Here is a 22291-nt window from a genome sequence, read left to right as displayed (position 1 = left end):
GAGGCATGACCCCAAGGCATGCCCACACCGGCGGTGATAAGAGGGCGCCCAGAAAACCCCGTGTTCACGTCGCCCCGGAAACACGCCGGATGGTTTCAGCAAGTCCTCGCACGTACTGCCGCCGCAGGGCTCACCGCCTTCGCTGACGCCTCACCACTCCGTACCTCACCATACCGCCAGAGAAGCCCTCGCTTCTCCGCTGTATCCCCCACGCAGCCATCGGCAGCGCCCAGGACGCTGCGTACACAATGCACGGCTTCCCGTCGTCGGCAGCGACCACGCCTTCCGCCTCGGCGGAACATGCGCAGATGCATTCTCCAGCGTCCAGACCGGCCTCTCCACCCACCTGAGTCGCAGCCGCCTGGAGCGATACCACCGCGCCGTCCACGATCTGCGCATCGCCGCGGTCTCCGGACACCTGGGAATAGGTTTGGAACGGCCCGTCTCGATACATCAGGGTGGCTCGGTCAGACCTCCGTCCATCCACCTGCTGCCTTGACCACTCTTCGTGACCATGGAAAGTCATTGAGTGGGCCTTCCCACCATGCCTCATCGCCCCTAGCAGAGACGGCTTCTGGGGAGAATCTGGGGAGTGCAGACGGCTCTGGGGAGCCCGTGGGGAGAATCGACTGCGTAATCGGGCATGCATCTGAAAGATTCAGAAAGACGGATCAGCCCAGGGCAGAGACCGATTCAGCAGCATCACCACAGGTCAGCGCCCCCAGGTAGACAACTTCAAGAAGATTTCCTCTTGGGCGGCGATTTTGTTCGCGCCGACGCTGGTGGGGACGATCTACGGGATGAACTTCGATCGGATGCCGGAGTTGCACTGGGTGCTCGGGTATCCCTTCGCGATCATCCTGATGGCGGTCGTATGCACCAGTCTGTACGTGATCTTCAAGCGGAAGGACTGGCTCTGAGCAATCGCCTCGGGAGACGCTCCCGTGAGCGGACGCAGCCATCAGGACACCCCGGACCTCGACGACCTGGCTCCCGCGTCCCCGCAGGTCTCTCCGCGATCGATGTGCGACGCGGAACCGAACCACCCCGGGGACCTGCCCTTCCGACTCCTGGACTTTCGCACGGCGGCCCTCGATCGGGCCGCGGCAGAGACCAACGGGGGGACCGATCCGCTGGAAGACGCGGCGACCCTCTGGGACGGGGACAACTGGGTCACCGGCACCAGCGACTTCACTTCTTGACCTGTGATGGGCTCACGTTGGCGTACCGTCCGGCATCCCACCGGTCAGGCGTTCCGCAAGGTCGGATAATCTCGCCACGGACTTCCCCCACGTCGGGTTCCACCAGTGCGACACCCCACCACACACAGGAGCCGTCGTGGCACCGAGCACCTCTCGCATACGTCGACCGAGAGCCACCGCCCTGGCGCTCACCGCCGCGGTCACCGCCGTCACCTCTCTGGTCTCCGCGGTCCCCGCGACCGCCACCGGATACCCGACGGCGGCCGGTCCCTGGAGCGCCGTCACCGCGCTGACCGGCGCCGACGGGCAGCAGACCCTGATCGACGTCGAGACCGCCGGCGACGGCACCACGTTCGCACTGTGGCGCGACCGGGCCGCCGACGGCACGCACTGGAACTACGACGTCGCCGTCAAGTCCGCCGGAAGCGGCACCTTTGGCGCCGTCCACACCCTGGCCACCGGCCGCGAGAGCACCTCCCCCGCGGTCCTGACCGTGACGCCCACCGGGCGGGCCGTCGTGGCCTGGGTGGAGGGCAGGGACGCCGACGCCGACCTTGCCGCCGTCGCCGCCATCTGGACCCCGGCGGAGGGCGGTTGGTCGGATCCGGTCCCGATCGCCTCGTACCCGGGCGGCACCTACCTCGGCCTGCCCCGGATCGCCTCGGCGGCCGACGGCACCCTCACCGCCGTATGGGACCAGGGCGAGTTCGACGACTACAAGGTCATGACGGCAGGCCTCGCCCCGGGCGCCACCGCCTGGTCGACGGCGCAGCCGCTCGCGTCGGTCACCACCGGTTCCGTCTACGACCTCGCGCTCGCGGTCGCCCCCGACGGCTCGGCCACCGCGGTGTGGGACGTCTACGACCAGGCCGCCGACGGCATCCAGCACACCGTCCTCACCGCCACCCGTGCCACGGCGGACGGCAGTTGGAGCGACGGGGCCGTGCTGCCCGGCGTGGGCCACACGGACGGTGTCGTACAGGTGACGTCGGACGCCAAGGGCGCCACCACCGTGCTGTGGCGCGGCGCCAACGCCGCCGGGACGAGCACCGACCTGAACGCGGTGACCCGGACCTCGCCCTCCGCAAGTTGGGGCGCTGTGCAGACCGTGGTCGCGGGCTTCAACTACAGCGACGGCAGCGACCCGTTGACCGCGCCCAACGGCGACCTCACCTATGTGTGGGCGGGATGGAGCAGCGCCGACGGCGAGCCGGTCGTAAGGGCCGTCACCCGTTCCGCGAGCACCGGCGCCTGGTCCGCCCCGAAGACGCTGTCCACCGGGTACGTCACCTTCGACGTGGACGCCTCCATCGGCGCCGACGGCACCGTGCAGGTCGTCTGGCCGCAGGTGCCGAGCATCGACAACGGCGACGACCACTACCTGGAGTGGGCGGTCCGCGCCGACGGCACCTGGAGCAGGGCGACCGCCCTCAACGGCGCGCCCGTCCCCGATGTCTCCAGCACGGAGGCGCTGTACGGCGAGGTCGCCGCCGGTCCCGACGGCCGGGCCACCGTCCTGTCGCGCGAAGCGGTGGGCAGCGGCGACTTCACGAGCCAGGTCTCGGCCCGGTGGCAGACCCTGCTGGCCAAGCCGGTGATCACCTCGAAGGCCACGCTGAGCGGGACCGTCCGTACCGGCTCCCAGGTGACCTGCAACGCCGCCTGGACCGGCACCGGCGCCAAGGTCGCCTGGTCCTGGCTGCGCGACGGCGCGGTCGTCTCCGGTGCCACCGGCAGGACCCGCACCCCGACCGCCTCCGACTACAAGCACAAGGTGTCCTGCCGGGCCACGGTCACCAACAGCGCCGGTTCGACGCCCTCCACCTCCGCCGCCGCCACGGTCGCGGTCGGCTCCGCCCTCAAAGCCACCAAGGCGCCCGCGGTCACCGGCACGGCAAAGACCGGCCACAGGCTCACCGCCGCCCACGGCACCTGGTCGCCGACGGCCACCACGTACACGTACGTCTGGAAGCGCGACGGCAAGACCCTCCGTGGAGCCACCAAGTCGACGTACGTGCTGGTGAAGGCCGACAAGGGGCACAGGATCACGGCGACGGTGACGGCCAAGCGGTACGGCTGGACGAACGGTTCGGCGACGACGTCCGCGGTCGTCGTGCGCTGAGGCCGAGGGCCGGGGCCGCGGGACGGGAGGCATCCGGGCCGTCGGGATGCGGCGGGCGGGGCGTTGTCAGTGGTGGGTGGCAGCATCGGGCGTATGACGGATTCCACGGCATTCGACTGGCGGTCCTTCCTGCTCGGGTGGAGCGGGGAGTGGGCGGACTCCTTACTGGACGGCGAGACGCGGGGCGAGGGTGACGAGGCCGCGCGGCGGGCGCGCTGGCTGGGGTTCCCTCCCGCCTCCGAGGAGCGGATCGCCGTCATGGAGGAGCGTCTCGGCCGGCGGATGCCCCCGTCGTACCGCGAGTTCCTCCAGGTCAGCGACGGGTGGCGGCACGCGGGCGGGTTCGTGTGGCTGCTGGCGGGGACCGAGGACGCGCGCTGGCACGACAACGAGTCGGGGCTCGCGGACATGTTCGAGGAGTACCTGGACGAGGACGCCTCGCCCGAGGAGCGACGGGAGGCGGACCTCTGGCGGCGCGGGCTGCAGCTCGACGTCGAGTCCGACGTCGTCCACGTCCTCATGGATCCCGAGGACGTGGACGAGGACGGCGAGTGGGCCGTGTACACCTGGGCGAGCTGGCGGGCCGAGTCGCCCGAACGGCACGCGAACTTCCGTGAGTTCATGCGCGACATGCACCGCGAGTTCCACAGTGTGCGGGCGCGCCGGAGCGACGGGGAGCCGGTGTTCGCCAACGACACGACGCGAAGGCTGGACGCCCTGGTGGAGGAGGCCCGGCTGGAGGCGCTGCGCGGCGGCTGGGAGCGGGCCGCGAAGGGGCTGGACGAGGCCAAGGGGTACGGCAGAGCGCGGGCCGCCGGGCTGGGTGACCAGATACGGCGACTGCTCGGACAGACCTACATGGTGTACTTCGACGGCCTGGTGACGGACCCGCGGTACGCACCCGAACTGCTGCCACCGCTGGTCGCCGAGCACGCGGCGCACTCGTACCGGGACGACTCCACCGTGTCGTTCCCTCTGCGGGGCGCCGACGACGACCTGATGTCGCTGGCCTACGCGACGCTGGATCAGGTGCGGAACGGCACGTACCGGTACACGGCGGCCGGACCGTTCGGGGAAGCGGTCGAGCGGGCGCGGGAGTCGGCGCGGTGGGGAGACACCGACGGGGCATGGCGGACGCTGCTGGATGCCCTGCCCCTGTGGGAACCGCTGGGACCGGACCACTTGGCGCCGCTGGGGTGGGTGGCCGACCCGCTGCTCGGGCCGCTGCTGACCCCGGAGCGTGGCCGTGAGCTGCTGTCCACTCCGAGAGGCGGTCAGGCCGGCGAGGCACCGAGGCCGACGGCCGGTCTCGACCCGGGCGACCTCGCCTGGCTCGCGGAGCCGGACCGGGGCAACCACCGCACGTCCTACCGGTTCGTCCTGGTGGAAGGCGCGGAGCCCGAGGAGCTGCCCGCACGTCTCGGGGACGGGAACGCGGACAGCTCCGTGCTGAGCGAACCGATGACCTTCTGGGAGGCGCGCCACGGATCGCCGCACAGCACAAGGGAGTTCTCGTCCTACGACGACAGGGCTCTCATGGCGGTCGGCCGGGCCGGCACCGGCTGGAGCTTCGCCTTCGACGGCGATCCCGCCGGGTTCAACAGGCAGCGCTTCGTCTCCCCGGCCTCGGCCACCGGCGTGGGCACCCGCGCGGTGGTGGTGTGGAGCGGGCTGCGGGCACGGCACGGGGACCCGTTCTTCCACCTCTCGGTGGCGCGGGACGGTGTCGAGCAGTACGCGTTCACGTACGCGGACGGAGAGGTCCGGCAGAGCGGGGAGATACCAGGGGCGCTGCCCCCGAGCCGGTTCTTCGGTGACCTGGAGGACGGGGCCGAGGTGGAACGGTCGCTGCTGGAAGCGGTGGCCGGGGAGTTCGGTGCGTCTCTGCCGCGTCATGCCCTGGTGCACGGACGGCTGCACACTTTCACCACCCGCTCCTGGACCCGGCCGCCGAAGCACGGCGAGACGTACATGGTGGTGCGGATACAGCCGGGAGGACATCCCGGAGCCGCGCGCCCGGCGGACGGCTCCCCCGGAGGCGACACGGTCAAGCATCCGTAATGATTTTCATTTGACTCTACCGGTCTTCTAGTAGTGACAATCGTTTCCATCTACGGTCGAGGGTGTTCCGCTCCACCGGGCCCCGCCCTGTGTGCGAATCCCCTCAGCCCGTCAAGGAGACCCCGTCGTGCGCACTGCCGGCATTCCGATATCCCGCCCCGCCCGCCTGATCGCCGGCGCCCTGACCGCCGTAGCCGCACTCGCCGCCACCAGCGGCTGCTCCACCGCCTCCTCGGACAACACCGCCGACGCCGCCGACGCCGGATCGACGACGGCGGGCAGGACCATCAAGGTCGTGGCGGCGGAGAACTTCTGGGGCAGCATCGCCGCGCAGCTCGGCGGAGCTCACGCGCAGGTCAAGAGCATCATCAACAACCCCAACGCCGATCCGCACGACTACGAGCCGACCGCAGCCGACGGCCGGCTGGTGGCGGGCGCCCAGTACACGATCGTCAACGGAGTCGGCTACGACGCCTGGGCGGACAAGCTGCTGTCCGCCAACCCCGAGAGCGGGCGTACCGATCTGAAGGTCGGCGACCTGGTCGGCGTCAAGCCGGGCGGCAACCCGCACCGCTGGTACTCTCCGGACAACGTCCACCAGGTCATCGAGAAGATCACCGCCGACTACAAGAAGCTGGACCCGGCGGACGCCGCGTACTTCGACGCCCGGAAGGCGACCTTCGAGACCAGGACCCTCGCGCCGTACACCAAGCTGATCGGCGTCATCAAGGCCAAGTACGCGAACACCCCGATCGGTGCCTCGGAGTCCATCGTGACCCCGCTCGCCGAGGGGCTGGGCCTGAAGATGCTCACGCCCGAGTCGTTCCTGGACGCCATCAGCGAGGGCACCGACCCGACGGCCAAGGACAAGCAGACGATCGACCGGCAGATCGGCCAGAAGCTGATCAAGGTCTACGTCTACAACAGCCAGAACGCCACCCCGGACGTACAGGCCCAGGTCAAGGCGGCCAAGGCCGAGGGCATCCCGGTCGCGACCGTGACCGAGACCCTCACCCCGGCCGGGGCCTCCTTCCAGGCGTGGCAGGTACGGCAGTTGGAGGGCATCGAGAAGGTCCTGGGGCAGGCGACGGCCAGGTGAGCACCGTGAATCCGGCCACCCGGCCCGGCGACACGGCCGCCCGGCACCGAGTCTCCGCACAGCCCAGCGCGTCACAGCAACCGCGCTCCCCCGTCGTGTCGTTGCGCGGTGCCGGCGTGCGCGTGGGTGGCCGCACCCTGTGGTCCGGTGTCGAACTCGACGTCGGTGCCGGGGAGTTCGTGGCCGTCCTCGGCCCGAACGGGGTCGGCAAGTCGACCCTGGTCAAGATGCTGCTCGGCATCCTGCCGCCGGCCGCCGGCGAGGTCGTCGTGCTGGGCGAGGCGCCCGGCAGGGCCGGTCACCGCATCGGCTATCTGCCGCAGCGCCGCAGCTTCGACGCCAGCCTGCGCATCCGCGGCACCGACATCGTGCGGCTCGGCCTGGACGGCGACCGCTGGGGCGTACCGCTGCCGGTGCCGGCCCGGTTCAGTGCCCGGCGCCGGGCCGCCCGGGACCGTATCGCCGAGGTCGTCGAACTGGTCGGGGCGAGCGCGTACGCGCACCGGCCGATCGGCGAGTGCTCGGGCGGTGAGCAGCAGCGGCTGCTGATCGCGCAGGCGCTGGTCCGCGACCCCGAACTACTGCTGCTGGACGAGCCGTTGGACAGTCTCGACCTGTCGCATCAGGGTGCGGTCGCCGCGCTGATCGGGCGGATCTGCCGGGAGGCCGGCGTCAGCGTCGTCATGGTCGCGCACGACGTCAACCCGATCCTGCCGTGGCTGGACCGGGTGGTGTACATCGCCGAGGGCGGTGCGGTCGCGGGCCGCCCGGAGGAGGTGATCACCACCGAGACGCTGTCGCGGCTCTACGGCGTACCGGTGGAGGTGCTGCGGACCAGTGACGGGCGGCTGGTGGTGGTCGGCCAGCCCGAGGCGCCCGCCGTCCACGCCGACCGGCACGCCGAGGGGGGCAGGCCGTGAACTGGGCGGACGCGAGCGCCGGTTGGTCGTGGAATCCGGTGACCGACCTGCGGCAGATCTGGGCGTTCGCCTTCATGGTCAACGCCTTCCGGGCCGGCACGGTCGTGGCCGTACTGGCCGCCGTGATGGGCTGGTTCATGGTGCTGCGGCGGCAGAGCTTCGCCGGGCACACCCTCGCGGTGGTCAGCTTTCCCGGCGCGGCCTGCGCGACGCTGCTGGGCATCGGCGCCGGGTTCGGCTACTTCGCGTTCTGCGTCGGCGGCGCCCTGGTGATCGCCGCGATCCCGCGTGCCGGGCCGGGCGGCAGCGGTCAGGAGTCGGCGCTGACCGGCACGGTCCAGGCGTTCCTGCTGGCCTGCGGATTCCTGTTCGTCGCCCTGTACAAAGGGTTTCTCGGCGGGGTCAACTCCCTTCTGTTCGGCAGCTTTCTGGGCATCACCACCGTCCAGGTGACCGTGCTGACGATCGTGGCGGCCCTCGCGCTCGGCGTACTGGCGGTCGTCGGACGGCCGCTGCTGTTCGCCTCCGTCGACGAGGACGTCGCCACCGGACGCGGGGTGCCGGTGCGGGCCCTGTCCGTGGTCTTCCTCGTCCTCCTCGGGACGGCGACCGCCGAGGCCAGCCAGATCACCGGCACCCTGCTGGTGTTCGCCCTGCTGGTGATGCCTGCCGCGGCGGCGCAACAGCTCACCGCGCGGCCCGCCGCGAGCCTGGCACTGTCGGTGCTCATCGCGGTCGCGGTGACCTGGAGCGGGCTGATCGCCGCCTACTACTCGCCGTACCCGATCGGCTTCTACGTGACGACCTTCGCCTTCGCGGTGTACGTCCTGTCCCGCGCGGCCCGCACACTTTCCACGGCCGTCGGCGGGCACCGTACGGCGGGAGCGGGTGCTGTCGCATGAGCGCCTTCGCCCACCCCTATTTCGTGCACGCGATGCTGGCCGGCACCGCGATCGCCCTGGCGGCCGGTCTCGTGGGGTACTTCCTGGTGCTGCGCGCCCAGGTGTTCACCGGCGACGCGCTCAGCCACGTCGCGTTCACCGGAGCGCTCGCGGCCCTCGCGCTCGGCTACGACCTGCGGCTGGGACTGTTCGCGGCCACCGTGCTGTTCGCCGTGATCCTCGGCACGCTGGGCCGCCGCAGCCGCGCCGACGACGTCGCCATCGGCAGCCTCTTCTCGTGGATCCTGGGTCTGGGCGTCTTCTTCCTCACCCTCTACACCACGTCCCGCAACACCGGAAACGGCACCGCCGGGGTGAACGTCCTCTTCGGCTCGGTCTTCGGCCTCTCCGCCGGTCAGGCCGAACTGGCCGCCGTCGTCGGGGGTTTCCTCTGCCTCGCCGTGCTCGCGGTCGCCCGTCCCCTCCTCTTCGCCTCCGTCGACGAGGCGGTGGCGGCGGCCCGCCGGGTACCCGTACGCCTGTTGGGCCTCGGCTTCCTGATCCTGGTCGGCGCCTGCGCGGCCGAGGCCACCCAGGCGGTCGGCTCACTGCTGCTGCTCGGTCTGCTCGCCGCCCCCGCCGGCGCGGCCCAACGGCTCACCGACCGGCCGTACCACGCCCTCGCGCTGGCCGCGGGACTCGCGGTGGCGGAGATGTGGGCGGGCCTGGCCCTGAGCTACTACGTCCCCCAACTCCCGCCCAGTTTCGCCATCATGGCCGTCGCCACCGCCGTCTACGCGGTCGCACTCCTCGCCGTTCGCCGGCCCCACGCCCGCGCCGGTCTCGCGGGGGCGTGATGAGCGCACCGGCCGACGACCTGGACCTCATCGGCCGCCGCACCGCCCAACGCACCAGCGTCGTACGGGCGTTGATCGACCACGGCGGCTTCGTCGGCGCCCGCGCCCTGCACGACACACTGAAGGCGCACGGCGCGCGCGTGGGCCTCAACACCGTGTACCGCACCCTGGCCGCCCTCGTGGAGGCCGGTCGCGCCGACGTCGTACGCGACCGGGGTGGTGAACGCCTGTTCCGTCACCGCCCGTTCCCGGAGCACCAGCACTATCTGCTGTGCCGCGCCTGCGGGTTGAGCGTCGCGGTCGACTCGGAGGCGGTCGAGACCTGGGCCGGGCGGGTGGCCGACATCTCCGGTTTCGCGGAGGTCGAGCACACCGTCGAACTCACCGGCAGGTGCCCGCGATGCCAGGCAATTTCATAATGGGATTCATTTTCATGTAGCGTTGCCGCAGCTCACCGATAGCCATCGCAGTCGTCCAGGAGGACCCCATGGCCGTTCCCAAGCGGAAGATGTCCCGCAGCAACACCCGCCACCGCCGCGCCCAGTGGAAGGCGACCACGCCGCCGCTCGTACCGATCACCGTCGACGGCGTCGCGTACCTGGTGCCCCAACGGCTGGCGAAGGCGTACGAACGCGGCCTGCTGCGCCCCGAGGGCTGACCGTCCATGTCCGACGACTCCTGCGACCGGCTTCCCGTCACCGTCCTGTCCGGCTTCCTCGGCGCGGGCAAGACCACTCTCCTCAACCATGTCCTCGGCAACCGCGAGGGCCTGCGCGTCGCCGTCATCGTCAACGACATGAGCGAGGTGAACATCGACGCCGCCCTGGTGCGCGGCGGCGAGGCGGCCCTGTCCCGTACCGAGGAACGCCTGGTCGAGATGACCAACGGGTGCATCTGCTGCACCCTGCGCGACGATCTGCTGGAGGAGATCGACCGGCTGGCCCGCGAGGGCCGCTTCGACTACCTGCTCATCGAGTCGTCCGGCATCTCCGAACCCATGCCGGTGGCCGCGACCTTCGCCTTCGCCCGCGACGACGGCGCCACCCTCGGGGAGATCGCCCGCCTGGACACCATGGTCACGGTCGTCGACGCCGCGAACTTCCTGCCCGAACTGGCCGGCGGCGACGAACTCGTCGAGCGCGGCCTGGACCAGTACGAGGACGACGAACGCACCGTCAGCGACCTGCTCATGGACCAGATCGAGTTCGCCGACGTCATCGTCCTCAACAAACTCGACCTGGTCGACGAGGAGTCGGCCGACCAGTTGCGGGCGACCCTCACCCGGCTCAATCCGGCGGCGCGCGTCGTCCCGGCCGTCCACGGCCGCGTGAAGGTCGGCGACGTACTGGGCACCCGGCTCTTCGACCTGGAACGCGCCCAACAGGCCCCCGGCTGGGTGCGGGAACTCAACGGCGACCACGTCCCCGAGACGGAGGAGTACGGCATCTCCTCGATCGTCTTCCGCTCCGAACTGCCGTTCCACCCGGGCCGGTTGTGGACGTTCGTGACCGAGGGACTCGACAGCGGCGCGTACGGGCGGATCCTGCGCTCCAAGGGGTTCTTCACCCTGGCCGGCCGTCCACGGGTGACGGGGCTGTGGTCCCAGGCAGGGTCCGTCGCCCGCTTCGAACCGTCCGCCGCGAGCAACCCCGACAGCCCCGACAGCCAGGAACTGGTCTTCATCGGCACACATCTGCACCCGGAAGCACTGCGCGCCGCCCTGTCCGACTGCCTCATGGCCGACGGCGAGGACCTCCCGCCCGTCGACCCGTTCCCCGCCTGGGACACCTACGGCATCGACGACACCTGCGCGCACGAACACCCCGAACTCGTGGCGGGCGCCTGAGAACCCCGGGCCCGGTTCATGTGAGGAAACGGAGTCCCGTGAGCGCCTCCGCGTCCGACCACATCGCGGACGCCCGTGCGAGCGATTCGCGGTGCAGGCCACGGGTGATCGGACGCGGGACGCGCTCCCTGGGCACCCAGCGAGATCCGTACAGGGTCCCGCCCACGAGGTCCGGGGCGAGAAGAGCCCGGGTGACCGCGGAGGAACGCTCCAGCGCGGGCAGTGTCCCCCGGCTCCCCCACCGTCCCCGGCCACGGCTCCACAGGACGTCCAGCGCGCCGGGCACGTATGCGGCCACCACGGACACGCGATGCCCCGCCAGCCGCACGCGCCGGTCGAGTTCGGCCGCGAAGAGCACCTTCAGCAGTTCGTCATCGGCACGCCCGACCGGCCGGCCGGAGTCCCCGGGACGCGCCGACTTGCCGGTCCGCGCGAGTCGATGGGCGGGATGGCACACGGACAGCACCACGCTGTCCTGGCTCCGCAGCAGCAGGGGGTACAGCGCACCTGTGAGCGCGAACAGGCCCGGATAGCACGGTACTTGCCCCGGTGCTCGGGAGGCGTCGTCGGCCGTGTGCAGGACCAGTCGGTCCACGCGCCCCGCGCCGAGATCGGCCGCGTACGACGCGACGCGATGTACGGATTCAGGCGCTACCGGATCCACCGCCAGGGCCGTCACCTCGCCCGCGCCGGGCTCCCGCCGCAGCCTGCGGCCCAACGCGTCGGCCGCGTCCGCGTCTCGGGAGCACAGCAGCACGTCGGCGCCCCGGCGAGCCAGCGACCACGCCGCCAGGTGGCCGGCCCCCGATTCGGCACCGGTGACCACCGCGACCTGTCGGCCTCCACGCTGACTCATACAGCCGTCAACGACCTTGGACCGGGCAGGTTGCGGTCGCGGTCAGCGCGGCACGGACCACGTGGAGCAGCAGGCGGACGCACACGGTTCGTGCCGCCCTCCGCCGGCGCCGGGGAGCCACCAGTTGGCCCGGCCCGCGAGGCACATCGCGGCGGGCACCAGGACGCCTCGGACCAGGGTGGCGTCCACCAGGACGGCGAGGGACAGGCCGAAGCCGAGGATCTTGAGCGAGGTGATGTGGGACAGCACCAGGGTGCCCATGCTGACGGCGACGACCAGCGCGGAGGCGGTGACCAGGCGTCCGGTGCGGGCGAGGCCGAAGACCACGGCCGCGCGGTTGTCGCCGTGGGCGGTGTAGTGCTCCTTGACCCGGGAGAGCAGGAAGAGTTCGTAGTCGACGGAGAGCCCGAAGGCGATGCAGAACAGCAGGGGAGGAATGCTGGTCTCCAGGGTGCCGGTGGGGGTGAAGTCGCCGACCAGCCAGGCCGCGTGGTGGTCCTGGAAGACCAGCACGATCGCGCCGAAGCTCGCCGTCAGGCTCAACAGCCCGACCAGGATCGCCTTCACCGGCAGCAGCAGCGACCGGGTGAAGAGCAGCAGCAGGACGAACGTACTGATCAACATGGCGAGTCCGGCCCGCGGGAGAGCGCCCGCCATCGCGTGTGTCGTGTCCGCCGAGAGCGCGGCCGGGCCGCCGACCAGTACGGATCCCGGGGCGGGCAGTGCCCGGACGGCGGCGACCAGGCGTTCGGCGGCCGGACTTCCGGGTGCCTGGGGCGCGGCGAGGGTCAGCAGGGTCGCGTTCCGGCCCCGGTACGCGGGCGTCGGGGGGCCGGTGCGCCGCCCGTCGCGGTAGCTGCCGGAGGGCGAGCGTACGGCGGTGACACCGGGCAGCCGGGAGAGCCGGAGCGCGTAGTCGGCCACGGCGGCATCCGCTGCGTGCCCGCCGGGGGCGGGCGGGGTCAGTACGAGGTTCAGGACCCGGTCGGGCGAGGAGGCGAAGTCGGCGGAGACGCGGTCGGCCGTGGCGTGGGAGGAGGCCGACGCGGGCAGGGTCCGTTCGTCCACCAGGCCGAACCCGGCATGGCCGAAGGGCAGTGCCATCGCGGCGAGGAGCAGGCAGCACCCGCCGCCGAACAGCACGGGCCTGCGCGCCACGGCCAGTCCGACGCGCCGCCATCCTGGGCTCTCGGCGGACGCTCCACCGGCCCGGCGCCGGAATCGCCGCAACAGGTCACCGCGGTCCAAGTGCGGGCCCAGCACGGCGAGAAGGGCCGGCACCACACCCAGCGCGGCACCCGCGGACAGGGCCACCACGGCGATCCCCGCGCATGCCAGGGACTTCAGGAACGGCATCGGCAGAAGCAGCAGGGCCGAGAGGGCCAGCGCCACGGTGAGGGCGGAGAAGAGGACGGTGCGGCCCGCCGTCCGAACGGTCTCGTTGATGGCCGACCGCTCGGGCAGTCCGGCGGCGACGGTCTCGCGGTAGCGCGCCACGAGGAACAGCCCGTAGTCGACGGCCAGTCCGAAGCCCAGCGCGGTGGTGATGTTGGCGGCGAACGCCGAGACCTCCATGAACTGGCTGAGCAGCCGCAGCAGGGCGAGCCCGCCGGCCACCGACAGGAGGCCGATGACCACCGGCACGAGGGTGGCCGCGAGGGAGCCGTAGGCCGCCACGAGTACCAGCGACACCAGGGGGGTCGCGAACAGTTCGGAGCGCGTCAGGTCCGACTGGCTCTCGACGACGGCTTCGTGCCTGCCCCACGCCGGGCCGGTGGCCGAGACGTCCAACAGCCCTTGGGCGCCGGTGAGTCGGGGCACGACCCGGCCCGCCGTGCGGACGCGGTCCGACTCGCCGCCCCGCAACTCGGCGACGACGAGGGCCGCCCGGCCGTCGCGTGAGCGCAGCGCGGGGTCGCCCGTGGTCCAGTACGACGCGGCCCGGCGTACGCCGTCCAGGTGGGCGACACGCTCGGTGAAGGCCGCTCCCGCCGTGCGGGTACGGGGATCGTCGGCGGACCCGCGGGTCCGGACGAGGAGGACCACGTCGTCGGCGGGCACGGTGAATTGACGGGCCACGGCCCGGTCGGCCCGCTCGGCCTCGGTGGTCCCCGGGGTGTAACCGCCCTGCGACAGCCGGTCGAAGGCGCCGCCGGCGAAGAACGCGCAGACCACCGCGAACAGGGCGGCGACGCACAACACCCGCCAGGGGGACGACGAAGAGCGGTCCTCCCGCGGGCCGTTCGGTCCCGCCGCCCCTTGTTCTCCTCGCGCGTCCGGTTCCTTCTGTGTTCCGAGCATGCTGTGCGCACTCATCCGGGCTCTCTCCGCATCGGCACCGACGAACGACCGAAAGTAGCTAACAGTAGTTAGTTGACTACTTACAGTAGAGTCTCGGACGTTCGCCGCCGTGCTGACGCAAGGAAGGAACGCCGTGCCTCTTGACCCACCGCTCGCGGAACCACCGCCGCCCTCCCCTGCGGACCAGTTTCTGTACCGGGCCGCGCGACAGGCCCGCAACCAGGCCGAATACCACGGGTATCTGCTTGTCTTCCGCGGCGCCCCACCGCCCGTGGAGCGGGTCCGCGACCATGTGGTGGCCACCGCGTCCCGGGTCCCCGCGTGGTCGTACCGCGTCACCGAGCGGCGCGGCCGTCTCGCCTGGGAGGCCGCCGCCGACGCCGAACCCGGCCGCCACGTCCACGAAGTGCGCCTCGCGCCGGGCCCGGACCCCGTCGGACGGGCGGCGGACGCGCTGCTCCGGCTGCCCTTTCCCGCGACCGCGCCGGACTGGGGACTCTGGCTGCTCCACGGCTGGGCACCGGACGAGTACGTGCTGTGCTACCGGGTCCATCACGCGCTGCAGGACGGCATGGGCGGCGCTGCGACCGTCGGCGCGCTGTTCGGCCCCGGCGACCACCGGCTGCCGCTGACCGTACCGAAGGACGCCGAACCACCCCTGAAAGCAAGGGAGTTGGTGACCATGCTCGCGGCCGACATCCCCGCCGCCGTCCGCCACACCGCCCGCTGGACGCCGGGTCTGCGTCCGCCCGGCGCCCAGCGCACCGTGCACCACACCCAGGTCGAGGTGGAGCGGCTGCGCCGACTCGGGAAGGCGGCCGGCGCGACCCTCAACCAGGTCTACCTCGCCGCCACCGCCGGCGCCCTCCGGGCCTGGAGCCCCGCCGACTGGAACACGGAACACCGGTCCGGGCAACGGCGTTTGCACGCCTTCATGCCGTTGGACACCCGTCCCGCCGGACTTCCACCCGCCTCCCTCGGCAACCACATGGCGATGCTCCGCATCCCCCTGCCCTGCGCGGAGCCCGACCCCCGCCGCCGCCTGGAATCGCTGGTCCGCGACGCCCGCGCGACGCCCGCGCGGCGGGCGGCCACCCGGGCCGGGCTACGGGTCCTGCCCCGCACCGGTGCCGCGCTGATCAGGTACTTCTTCGGCCCCCGGCGCACCGCCCTGACGGTCACCAACATCCGTGTCCCCGACGGACTGTGCTTCGGTACCGACCCGGTCGTCGCCTCCATCGGGCTGCCCGTCCTGCTGCTCGACCACGCCCTGATGGTGGGTCTGTCCAGCTACGGCCCCGACGCCGGCGTGTTCTTCATCTCCGACCGCGGCGATCCCGACCCGGCGGCCCTGCCCGGGCTGTGGCTCGCCGCGCTCACCGAACTCGAGGAGGCCCACGGATGCTGACCCTGCTGACCGGCGCCACCGGATTCCTCGGCTCCCATCTGCTGGCCCAACTCCTGCGCCGCCCCGGCCAGGTGACCGCACTCGTACGACAGGACGGCGAGGGCGGCTGGCAGCGGCTGGAGCGTGCCCTGCGCGCCACCGGTGAAGCGGTGCCCGACGACCTGCGCGCGAGGGTGCGCCTGGAGCGCGCCGACATCGCCGAACCACTCCTCGGCCTCACCCCCGAGCGCCACCGCGAACTGGCCGGACAGGCGGACGCGGTGTGGCACAGCGCCGCCGCCATCGACCTCGTCGCCCCCGACCACCGCCTCGCGCGGGTCAACGTCGACGGCACCCGGCACGTCCTCGACCTGGCCGCCGCCGCCCCGGGCCACCGCCCCCGGGTCGTCCTCGTCAGCACGGCCTACGTCGCCGGCGGACGTCTCGACGGCACCGTGCGCGAGAGTGAACTCGACGACAGCCACGGCTTCCTCACCCCGTACGAGGCGTCCAAGTACGCGGCCGAGCAGGTGGCCCGCGCCTGGGCCCGCACACATCGGCGCCCGGTGACGGTGCTGCGGCCGGGCATCCTGGTGAGCGACCGGCCGCTGCCCGCCGGGGCACCGCGGCACCCGCTCGCGGAGGCGGGCGCCCGGCTGTCGATGCTGGCCCGGCGCGATCCGTCCCGGCTGGTACCGGAGGCAACTCCCGGCCGTCCCCTGCCCGTTCGGATTCCCGGCCGGGAGGACGCCGTACTGAACGTCCTCCCGGTCGAGTACGCGGCCCGGGCGGCGGCCCGTCTCGCGCTGCGCGAACCGGCCGCACCGGTCGAGACCTTCCACCTCACCCACCCGCACGACACACCGGTGCGGGAGTGCCTGGACCTGATGCGTGACGTCTGCCCCTGGCTGGACGTGCGGATCGACCCGCAGGCCGTACCCGGCCCCCTCGATCCGGCCGTGCGGCGGCTCGCCGGACTGATGGGCGGCATCCACGCCTATACGTCCGTACGCCGCCGCTACGACCGCGGCGGCCTGCTGGAGGCGCTCGCCGGCGCCGTACCGGACCCGATTCCCCTGGATGCCCGGTATCTGAGCGCCGCCCTGGCGGCAGCCGTGTCCTCCCCTCAACCCGTCAGCGCGTAAGGGAGTTCAGCATGTCCGCAACCTACGAGCAGATCGTCGGCATCCTCGCCAAAGAGCTCGGGCAGTCCCGTGAGGAGATGGGCCCCGACACCACCTTCGAGGAGCTGGAACTCGACTCGCTGTCCCTCCTGGAGCTGGGCGTCATCGTGCAGGAGCGCACCGGTGTCACGCTGGAGGGCGTCACCGCCGGTTCCACGCTCGCGCGGACCGCCGCCCTGCTCGACGACGCCCTCGCGTCGGCGCCCGCGGAGTCCGGCCGGTGAGGCGCGAGGACGTCGTCGTCACCGGTGTCGGGCTGGTCACCCCGGCCGGTATCGGTGCCGACGCCACCTGGCGGGGGATGCTTGACGGGCGGCCGACGGCGGCCACGGATCCCGAACTCGCCGATCTGAAGGTCGACTTCACCTGCCGGGTCCCCGGCTTCGACGCGGGCCGGCTGCTCGGGCGCTCGCGCGCCTGGCGGCTGGACCGTGTCACACAGCTCGCCCTCGTGGGCGCGCGGGAGGCGGTCGCCGACGCCGGGCTCGACACCGGTGACCGGGATCCGACGCGGGTGGCCGTCGTCCTCGGCGTCGGCAGCAACAGCCTGGAACGCTATCCGCAGGAGTTCGGGCGGCTCAACGCGCGGCGGGCGGAACGGATCTCACCGCTCGCCATCGTCCGCAGCGTCCCCAGCATGGTCCCGGCCGAGGTCGCGCTCGACCTCGGCGCCCGCGGTCCGAGCCTGTCCGTGGCCACCGCCTGCGCCTCCGGGACGACCGCGCTGGGCATCGCCCGGGATCTGCTGCGCGGCGGCTCCTGCGACATCGTCGTCACCGGCGGCGCCGAATCCGGCTGCGCGCCCGGAGTGGTCGCCTGCTTCCAGCAGATGCAGGCACTGTCCGCCCGCACACACGACCCCGCCGGCGCCTCCCGGCCCTTCGACCGGGACCGGCACGGCTTCGTCCTCGGTGAGGGCGCGGGCATCCTCGTACTGGAGCGCGCCGGGCATGCGGCGGCGCGCGGTGCCCGGCCCCGGGCCGTGCTGGCCGGCTACGGCGCGTCCAGTGACGCCCACGACATCGCGGCTCCGCACCCCGAGGGCCGGGGCGCGGCCGAGGCCATGCGCGCGGCGCTGCGCGACGCCGGGCTGGCTCCTGCCGACATCGGCCACGTCAACGCGCACGGGACGTCGACCCCGCTCAACGACATCGCCGAATTCCGCGCGCTGCGCGAGGTGTTCGGGCAGCCCCCGGTGGTGACCGCGAACAAGAGCGTCCTCGGGCACGCGTTGGGCGGGGCCGGCGGCATCGAGGCGGCGCTGACCGTGCTCACCCTCCAGCAGCAGACCGTCCCGCCCACCGCCAACCTCGACACCCTCGATCCCGGCATCGACCTGGACGTCGTACGCAAGTCCCCGCGCCCGGCCCGGATCCGGGCCGCCCTGAGCAACTCCTTCGGTTTCGGCGGCCAGAACGCCGTCGCCCTGTTCACCACCCTGACCTGACGGGCCGTCATCACCATGCTCCTGAGCGCACCGCCGTCCCCCGCCTCCACCGCCGCCCTGACCCTCCCGGCCCAACTCACCCCCGACGACCTCGAGTTGGCCGCCGCTCCCCTGCCCATCCGCATCACCCCCGAGGCCCGGGAGCGCGCCGCGGCCTGCCAGGCCTTCCTCGCCGGGCGACTCGACTCCGGTACGACGGTCTACGGCGCCAGCACCGGCTTCGGGCCGCTGGTGGGATACGCCGGCCGGGCGGACGCCGCCGAGCAGTGCGACAACGTGCTGGCCCACCTGAGCTGCGGACAGGGCGAGGACCTGCCGGTGCCGGTGGTGCGCGCCACGCTGCTGGTACGGCTGGCCTCGCTCGCCCGCGGCCACTCCGCCGTCGGACCGCAGGTCCTCGACGCCCTCGCCGCGGCCCTGGGCACCGGCTTCACCCCCGCCGTACCCCGTCTCGGGTCGGTCGGGGCCAGCGGCGACCTGATCCCGCTGGCCCACGCCGTCCAGGCACTGCGCGGACGCGGGCGCGCCTACGTGGGGGATATGGCGATGCCCGCCGCCGAGGCGTTGGACCGCGCCGGGCTACGGCCGCTGGTCCTCGACGGCCGTGACGCCCTGGCCCTCGTCAACGGCACGTCCCTCACCGCAGCTGCGGCGGGCCTCGCCCTGGCCCGGCTGCGGCGCGCCCACGCCACGGCGCTCCGGCTCACCGCTCTCCTCGCCGATCTCCTGGGCAGCGCCCCCGGGTTCGCCTCGGCGGCACTGCTCGACGCCTTCGGCCATCCCGACGCCGTTCGCGCGGGAGCCGCGCTGCGCGCACTGCTCGCGGGAACCGTGCCGACCGGGCGGCGCCCGCTCCAGGAGCCGTACAGCATCCGCTGCGCGCCGCAGTTGCTCGGCGCCGTCGGATCGAGTCTCCGGCACGCCGGGGAGGTCGTCGGCCATGATCTCGGCGGCATCAGCGACAACCCGCTGTGTTTTCCCGAGCTGGACGAGATCGCCCACGGCGGCAACTTCTTCGGGCAGCCCGTCGCCTTCGCCGCCGATCTCCTCACCCTGGCCGCCGTACAGACCGGCAACCTCGCGGAACGCCAGCTCGACCTGCTGGTCGACCCGCACCGCAACGGCGGGCTGCACCCCATGCTCGCCCGCGAACCGGGCCGGCAGCACGCCGTACAGGGTGTGCAGATCGCCGCCACCGCGATCCTCGCCCAGATGCGGCGCACCGCGACCCCGGCCTCCGTGCAGAGCCTGCCGACCAACGGCCACAACCAGGACGTCGTCCCCTTCGGCACCCAGGCCGCTCTGAACGCCCTGGACCAGGCCGACTCGCTGCGCCTGCTGCACGGTTCACTGGCCCTCGCGCTGCGCCAGGCCGCCCATGTCGGTGCCCGCCGCCCCATCGCGCCGGCCTGCGCCGACCTCCTCGACCGGCTCTGCGACGCGATCCCGCCCGTCGACCCGGACCGGCCGCTCGACGCCGACGTGCGCGCGGCGGCCGACCTGCTCGACGGTCTGCCGCGGGAGCTGCCGGGCTGTCCTACGAAGTGATGAGGTCGGGGGCGGTCCAGCCGTCGAGGTCGTAGTCGGACATGCAGCGGTCGACGAGTGCGCCCAGTTCGTCCCCTTCGTCGCCGAGGCCGCCCTTCACGGCGTGCCGGTAGGTGTCGACGCGCACCTGCTCCGCGCTGCCGCCGTAGCGGCGTTCGTAGAGTTCGTGCCGGCCTGCGAACTCGCTGCCGATGCTGTCCCAGAGCAGCTTCATCAGCTTGACGCGTTCCTCGGCGGTGGTGCCGTGGGAGCCGCGCAGGTATGTGTCGAGGTAGGGGCGGAGCTGGGGGTTGCGGAAGTCGTGCCCCCCGGCGACGATTCGCCACCCTTCGGGCGGAACTCCGGTGTGTGCCTGGGTGGTTGGCCGGCGACTTCCGGCCGTGCCCGTCGGAGTGGGCGGGGATCAGCCGGAAGTCCCCCCAGGATTACCGGGATTACCGGGATTACTTGCCGTGGCCGTCGGAGCGCTTGCGGTGGAGGGTGAAGTTCTCGAACACCGACAGGTCGCCGTTCGGCTTGTTCACGTTGTAGTAGGTCACGTGCATGCGGGTCGTGTCGCCGGCGTGCCGGCCGGGGTCGACGGTGAACGCGGCGAAGCCGTAGGGGTGTTCGGTGTCCCGGACGCCTATCCAGACCGCCTCCTCCTTGGTGTAGGTGGAGGTGCGCTTGCCGTTGGAGCCCGGGGTCGCCGACACGGACGTGATCACCTTGCCGGTGCCGTCGGTGAAGAACTTCTGGTTCGTGGTCCCCGAGACGCCACCGCCGCCGAGGATCATGTGCACGGTGCCGAGACCGGTGTCGATGTCGTCGGTGGCCGTCGTGACCGGGTTGGGGGTCAGCGTCTCGGTGCCGCTGACGACTCCGCGAACGGCCAGCGAGCGCTCGTAGTTGTGCTCGTGGCCGCACAGCACCAGGTCCACGCCATAGCGGTCGAACAGGGGGCCGTACCGCTGGCGCAGGCCCAGGTCGGCGCCGTTCGCGTCCGAGGAACTGACCATGACCTGGTGCATGGCGACAACCACCCAGTCGACCTCACGGGAGGCGCGGGCCGCCTTCAACTCCTTCTCCAGGAAGGAGAGTTGACGTCCGCCGGAGTAGCCGCTGATGTAGACGTCGCCGCCGTCCTGGAGGCAGTTGTCGTCGTTCTGCAGCACGATCACCCGGACGGAGCCGGCCGTGAACGCGTAGTAGAGGCCAGCGAGTTCGGCGTCGGTCTCGGTGGACGGGAGGGCGAAGTAGGCCTGGTAGGCACCGAGTCCGATCGGGCCGTTGGCCTTCTCGATCTCGTGGTTTCCGGCCGCCGGCATCCAGGGGCGGAAGCGGGCCGAACGGGTGTTGTTGGTGAAGAAGTTGTTCCAGGTGCGGACCCGGTCGACGTCCAGGTTGGCGTAGCACAGGTCGCCGTTGAGCAGGTGGAAGAGCGGGGCGACCTGCTCGATGCCCGTGACGATGTCCTTCGTCGCGGGAGTGGAGTTCGCGTCGAGCCCCACCGTGCCGTCGGCCGCCCAGGTCACCTGCGGGGCGGACTGGTCGCCGAAGCTGGTGAAGGTGAGCGGCTTCCGGCCGCGCGGAGCGGTGCGGAACGTGCCGCTGTCGGGGGTCGCGCCCTCGTGGGTGGCGAGGTAGAGGTAGTCGGTGTCCGGGGTGAGCTTGTTCAGCGCGGCGTGGTGGACGTGGACGGTACGGCCGGAGGTGCCGTCGACGTAGGTGACGGTACGGGCCTCGGCGCGGGAGCCGAAGCCGTGCTCCAGCGTGCCGTAGCGCACGACGGGTCTGGTCACCGGTCTGTCGGTGATCCACGAGACGGTCATCTGGGTGCGCGGGTCCGCGCCGAAGGTGAGGTGCAGGCCCTGGACCGGGGACGCGCCGGAGGAGTCCGCGGTGAGGTGGAGGGCCGGGGCGGCGAACGGGGCGGCCTGCGCCGTGCCCGCTCCCAGCAAGGGGGTGACGGCGGCCCCGGCTCCGGCCGTGCCGAGGAGACCCAGCGCGTGGCGCCGGCTGACCCCCTCGGACGACTGCGCCGACCCGTCCGGCGTCTCGGTCTGTGTGGTCATGGTGCCCTCCCTGGCGAGCAGTTGAGCTGACGACGTCCGCACCCTGGCGCTTCCCGGCGGCCCCTGAGTGAACAGTGCGTTGCCAGACGGGATGCGCGACCGGAGGGGCGGGCCGCGGGGGCGATTCTTGCCACGGGCTTTGCCAGGGGACGCCATTTCGTTGACACGGGCGGGCGGGAGTTGGGGAATCGTTTCCGGCCACCCGCCACCGGTCGCCCGCGACGCGGCGTCACGGCCTGGCGGCGCCGCACCGGGCCGCGCGGGAGGCGCGCCCCACTGACGCCGAGCTGCCGGCCGTCCTCTGCACGGCCTTCGGCGACACGGGTCCCGGGGCCCTCGCGGTCGTCGCCGTCGACAACGGCATCGCACGCGTCCTCGTCCGCCGCGAGGTAACCCGTCCGGGGCCCCAGGTCCTTCTTCGCCACGGCGTACGCGCCACCGCCGTCCGGGTGAACCGCGATGACCTGCCCGTACGACCCGACGAGCACCGCCGGCAGACCGGCACAGCGCGGCCGGCCCTTCGAGG

18 protein-coding genes and 2 pseudogenes are annotated in these 22291 nt (G+C 72.2%); 16 read left to right on the top strand and 4 right to left on the bottom strand.

The genetic code is table 11. The features are described from left to right. Nucleotides 1-722: 722 nt before the first annotated feature. The 11 genes and pseudogenes from ACIQBL_RS08315 to ACIQBL_RS08265 all read left to right on the top strand — a co-directional run. Nucleotides 723-920 (top strand): annotated as a pseudogene (locus tag ACIQBL_RS08315) (CorA family divalent cation transporter); the annotation flags it as partial. A 24-nt stretch (nt 921-944) separates the two neighbouring features. Further along, complete coding sequence (locus ACIQBL_RS08310) at nt 945-1202, top strand: hypothetical protein (RefSeq protein WP_401938261.1); 258 nt, start codon at nt 945-947, stop codon at nt 1200-1202. Between the two features lie 136 nt (nt 1203-1338). Beyond that, nucleotides 1339-3324 carry a hypothetical protein gene (locus ACIQBL_RS08305; protein WP_401938258.1) on the top strand — a complete coding sequence of 662 codons (1986 nt, stop codon included), beginning with the start codon at nt 1339-1341 and terminating at the stop codon, nt 3322-3324. A 93-nt stretch (nt 3325-3417) separates the two neighbouring features. After that, entirely contained in the window at nt 3418-5385 is a 1968-nt protein-coding gene (locus ACIQBL_RS08300) for an SMI1/KNR4 family protein (protein WP_401938255.1), read from the top strand. Between the two features lie 127 nt (nt 5386-5512). Beyond that, on the top strand, nt 5513-6484 hold the full coding sequence (locus ACIQBL_RS08295) for a metal ABC transporter solute-binding protein, Zn/Mn family (RefSeq protein ID WP_401938254.1): 972 nt from the start codon (nt 5513-5515) through the stop codon (nt 6482-6484). Beyond that, a complete protein-coding gene (locus tag ACIQBL_RS08290; protein WP_401938252.1) occupies nt 6481-7404 on the top strand; it encodes a metal ABC transporter ATP-binding protein in 924 nt (307 codons plus the stop codon). The genes ACIQBL_RS08295 and ACIQBL_RS08290 overlap by 4 nt, the downstream gene beginning before the upstream one ends. Next, nucleotides 7401-8306, top strand: a complete 906-nt coding sequence (locus ACIQBL_RS08285) for a metal ABC transporter permease (protein ID WP_401938251.1) — start codon at nt 7401-7403, stop codon at nt 8304-8306. The genes ACIQBL_RS08290 and ACIQBL_RS08285 overlap by 4 nt, the downstream gene beginning before the upstream one ends. After that, nucleotides 8303-9142, top strand: a complete 840-nt coding sequence (locus ACIQBL_RS08280) for a metal ABC transporter permease (RefSeq protein WP_401938249.1) — start codon at nt 8303-8305, stop codon at nt 9140-9142. The genes ACIQBL_RS08285 and ACIQBL_RS08280 overlap by 4 nt, the downstream gene beginning before the upstream one ends. Next, nucleotides 9142-9561, top strand: coding sequence for a Fur family transcriptional regulator (locus ACIQBL_RS08275; RefSeq protein WP_401938246.1), 420 nt, complete (start codon nt 9142-9144; stop codon nt 9559-9561). The genes ACIQBL_RS08280 and ACIQBL_RS08275 overlap by 1 nt, the downstream gene beginning before the upstream one ends. A gap of 68 nt (nt 9562-9629) precedes the next feature. Then, a complete protein-coding gene (rpmF, locus tag ACIQBL_RS08270) occupies nt 9630-9800 on the top strand; it encodes a 50S ribosomal protein L32 (protein ID WP_401938243.1) in 171 nt (56 codons plus the stop codon). Between the two features lie 6 nt (nt 9801-9806). Next, nucleotides 9807-10988, top strand: a complete 1182-nt coding sequence (locus ACIQBL_RS08265) for a GTP-binding protein (RefSeq protein WP_401938241.1) — start codon at nt 9807-9809, stop codon at nt 10986-10988. 16 nt (nt 10989-11004) lie between these two features. Here the strand turns inward: ACIQBL_RS08265 and ACIQBL_RS08260 are convergent, their stop codons facing one another. Further along, a complete protein-coding gene (locus ACIQBL_RS08260) occupies nt 11005-11844 on the bottom strand; it encodes an SDR family NAD(P)-dependent oxidoreductase (protein ID WP_401938239.1) in 840 nt (279 codons plus the stop codon). 42 nt (nt 11845-11886) lie between these two features. After that, nucleotides 11887-14160 carry an MMPL family transporter gene (locus tag ACIQBL_RS08255; protein WP_401938236.1) on the bottom strand — a complete coding sequence of 758 codons (2274 nt, stop codon included), beginning with the start codon at nt 14158-14160 and terminating at the stop codon, nt 11887-11889. Nucleotides 14161-14278: 118 nt separating this feature from the next. Between ACIQBL_RS08255 and ACIQBL_RS08250 the strand changes: the two genes are divergently transcribed. From ACIQBL_RS08250 to ACIQBL_RS08230, 5 genes are read left to right on the top strand one after another with little or no spacing between them, the layout of a single operon-like run. Beyond that, nucleotides 14279-15553, top strand: coding sequence for a wax ester/triacylglycerol synthase domain-containing protein (locus ACIQBL_RS08250; protein WP_401938233.1), 1275 nt, complete (start codon nt 14279-14281; stop codon nt 15551-15553). Beyond that, complete coding sequence (locus ACIQBL_RS08245; protein ID WP_401938231.1) at nt 15547-16677, top strand: SDR family oxidoreductase; 1131 nt, start codon at nt 15547-15549, stop codon at nt 16675-16677. The genes ACIQBL_RS08250 and ACIQBL_RS08245 overlap by 7 nt, the downstream gene beginning before the upstream one ends. Before the next feature lie 11 nt (nt 16678-16688). Beyond that, nucleotides 16689-16940 carry a phosphopantetheine-binding protein gene (locus ACIQBL_RS08240; RefSeq protein ID WP_401938229.1) on the top strand — a complete coding sequence of 84 codons (252 nt, stop codon included), beginning with the start codon at nt 16689-16691 and terminating at the stop codon, nt 16938-16940. Then, a complete protein-coding gene (locus ACIQBL_RS08235) occupies nt 16937-18163 on the top strand; it encodes a beta-ketoacyl-[acyl-carrier-protein] synthase family protein (protein WP_401938227.1) in 1227 nt (408 codons plus the stop codon). Before ACIQBL_RS08240 ends, ACIQBL_RS08235 begins: the two co-directional genes overlap by 4 nt. A gap of 15 nt (nt 18164-18178) precedes the next feature. Beyond that, complete coding sequence (locus tag ACIQBL_RS08230; protein WP_401938224.1) at nt 18179-19711, top strand: aromatic amino acid lyase; 1533 nt, start codon at nt 18179-18181, stop codon at nt 19709-19711. Between the two features lie 114 nt (nt 19712-19825). Here ACIQBL_RS08230 and ACIQBL_RS08225 read toward each other — a convergent pair. Beyond that, nucleotides 19826-20015 (bottom strand): annotated as a pseudogene (locus tag ACIQBL_RS08225) (4-hydroxyphenylacetate 3-hydroxylase C-terminal domain-containing protein); the annotation flags it as partial. Between the two features lie 139 nt (nt 20016-20154). Continuing rightward, complete coding sequence (locus ACIQBL_RS08220; RefSeq protein ID WP_401938221.1) at nt 20155-21765, bottom strand: purple acid phosphatase family protein; 1611 nt, start codon at nt 21763-21765, stop codon at nt 20155-20157. Nucleotides 21766-22291: the final 526 nt, after the last annotated feature.

Source organism: Streptomyces sp. NPDC088350, from assembly GCF_044753545.1.
GTDB lineage: Bacteria > Actinomycetota > Actinomycetes > Streptomycetales > Streptomycetaceae > Streptomyces.
Note: the sequence above shows the minus strand (reverse complement) of the source record. Positions and strands in the feature narration are given on the sequence as shown.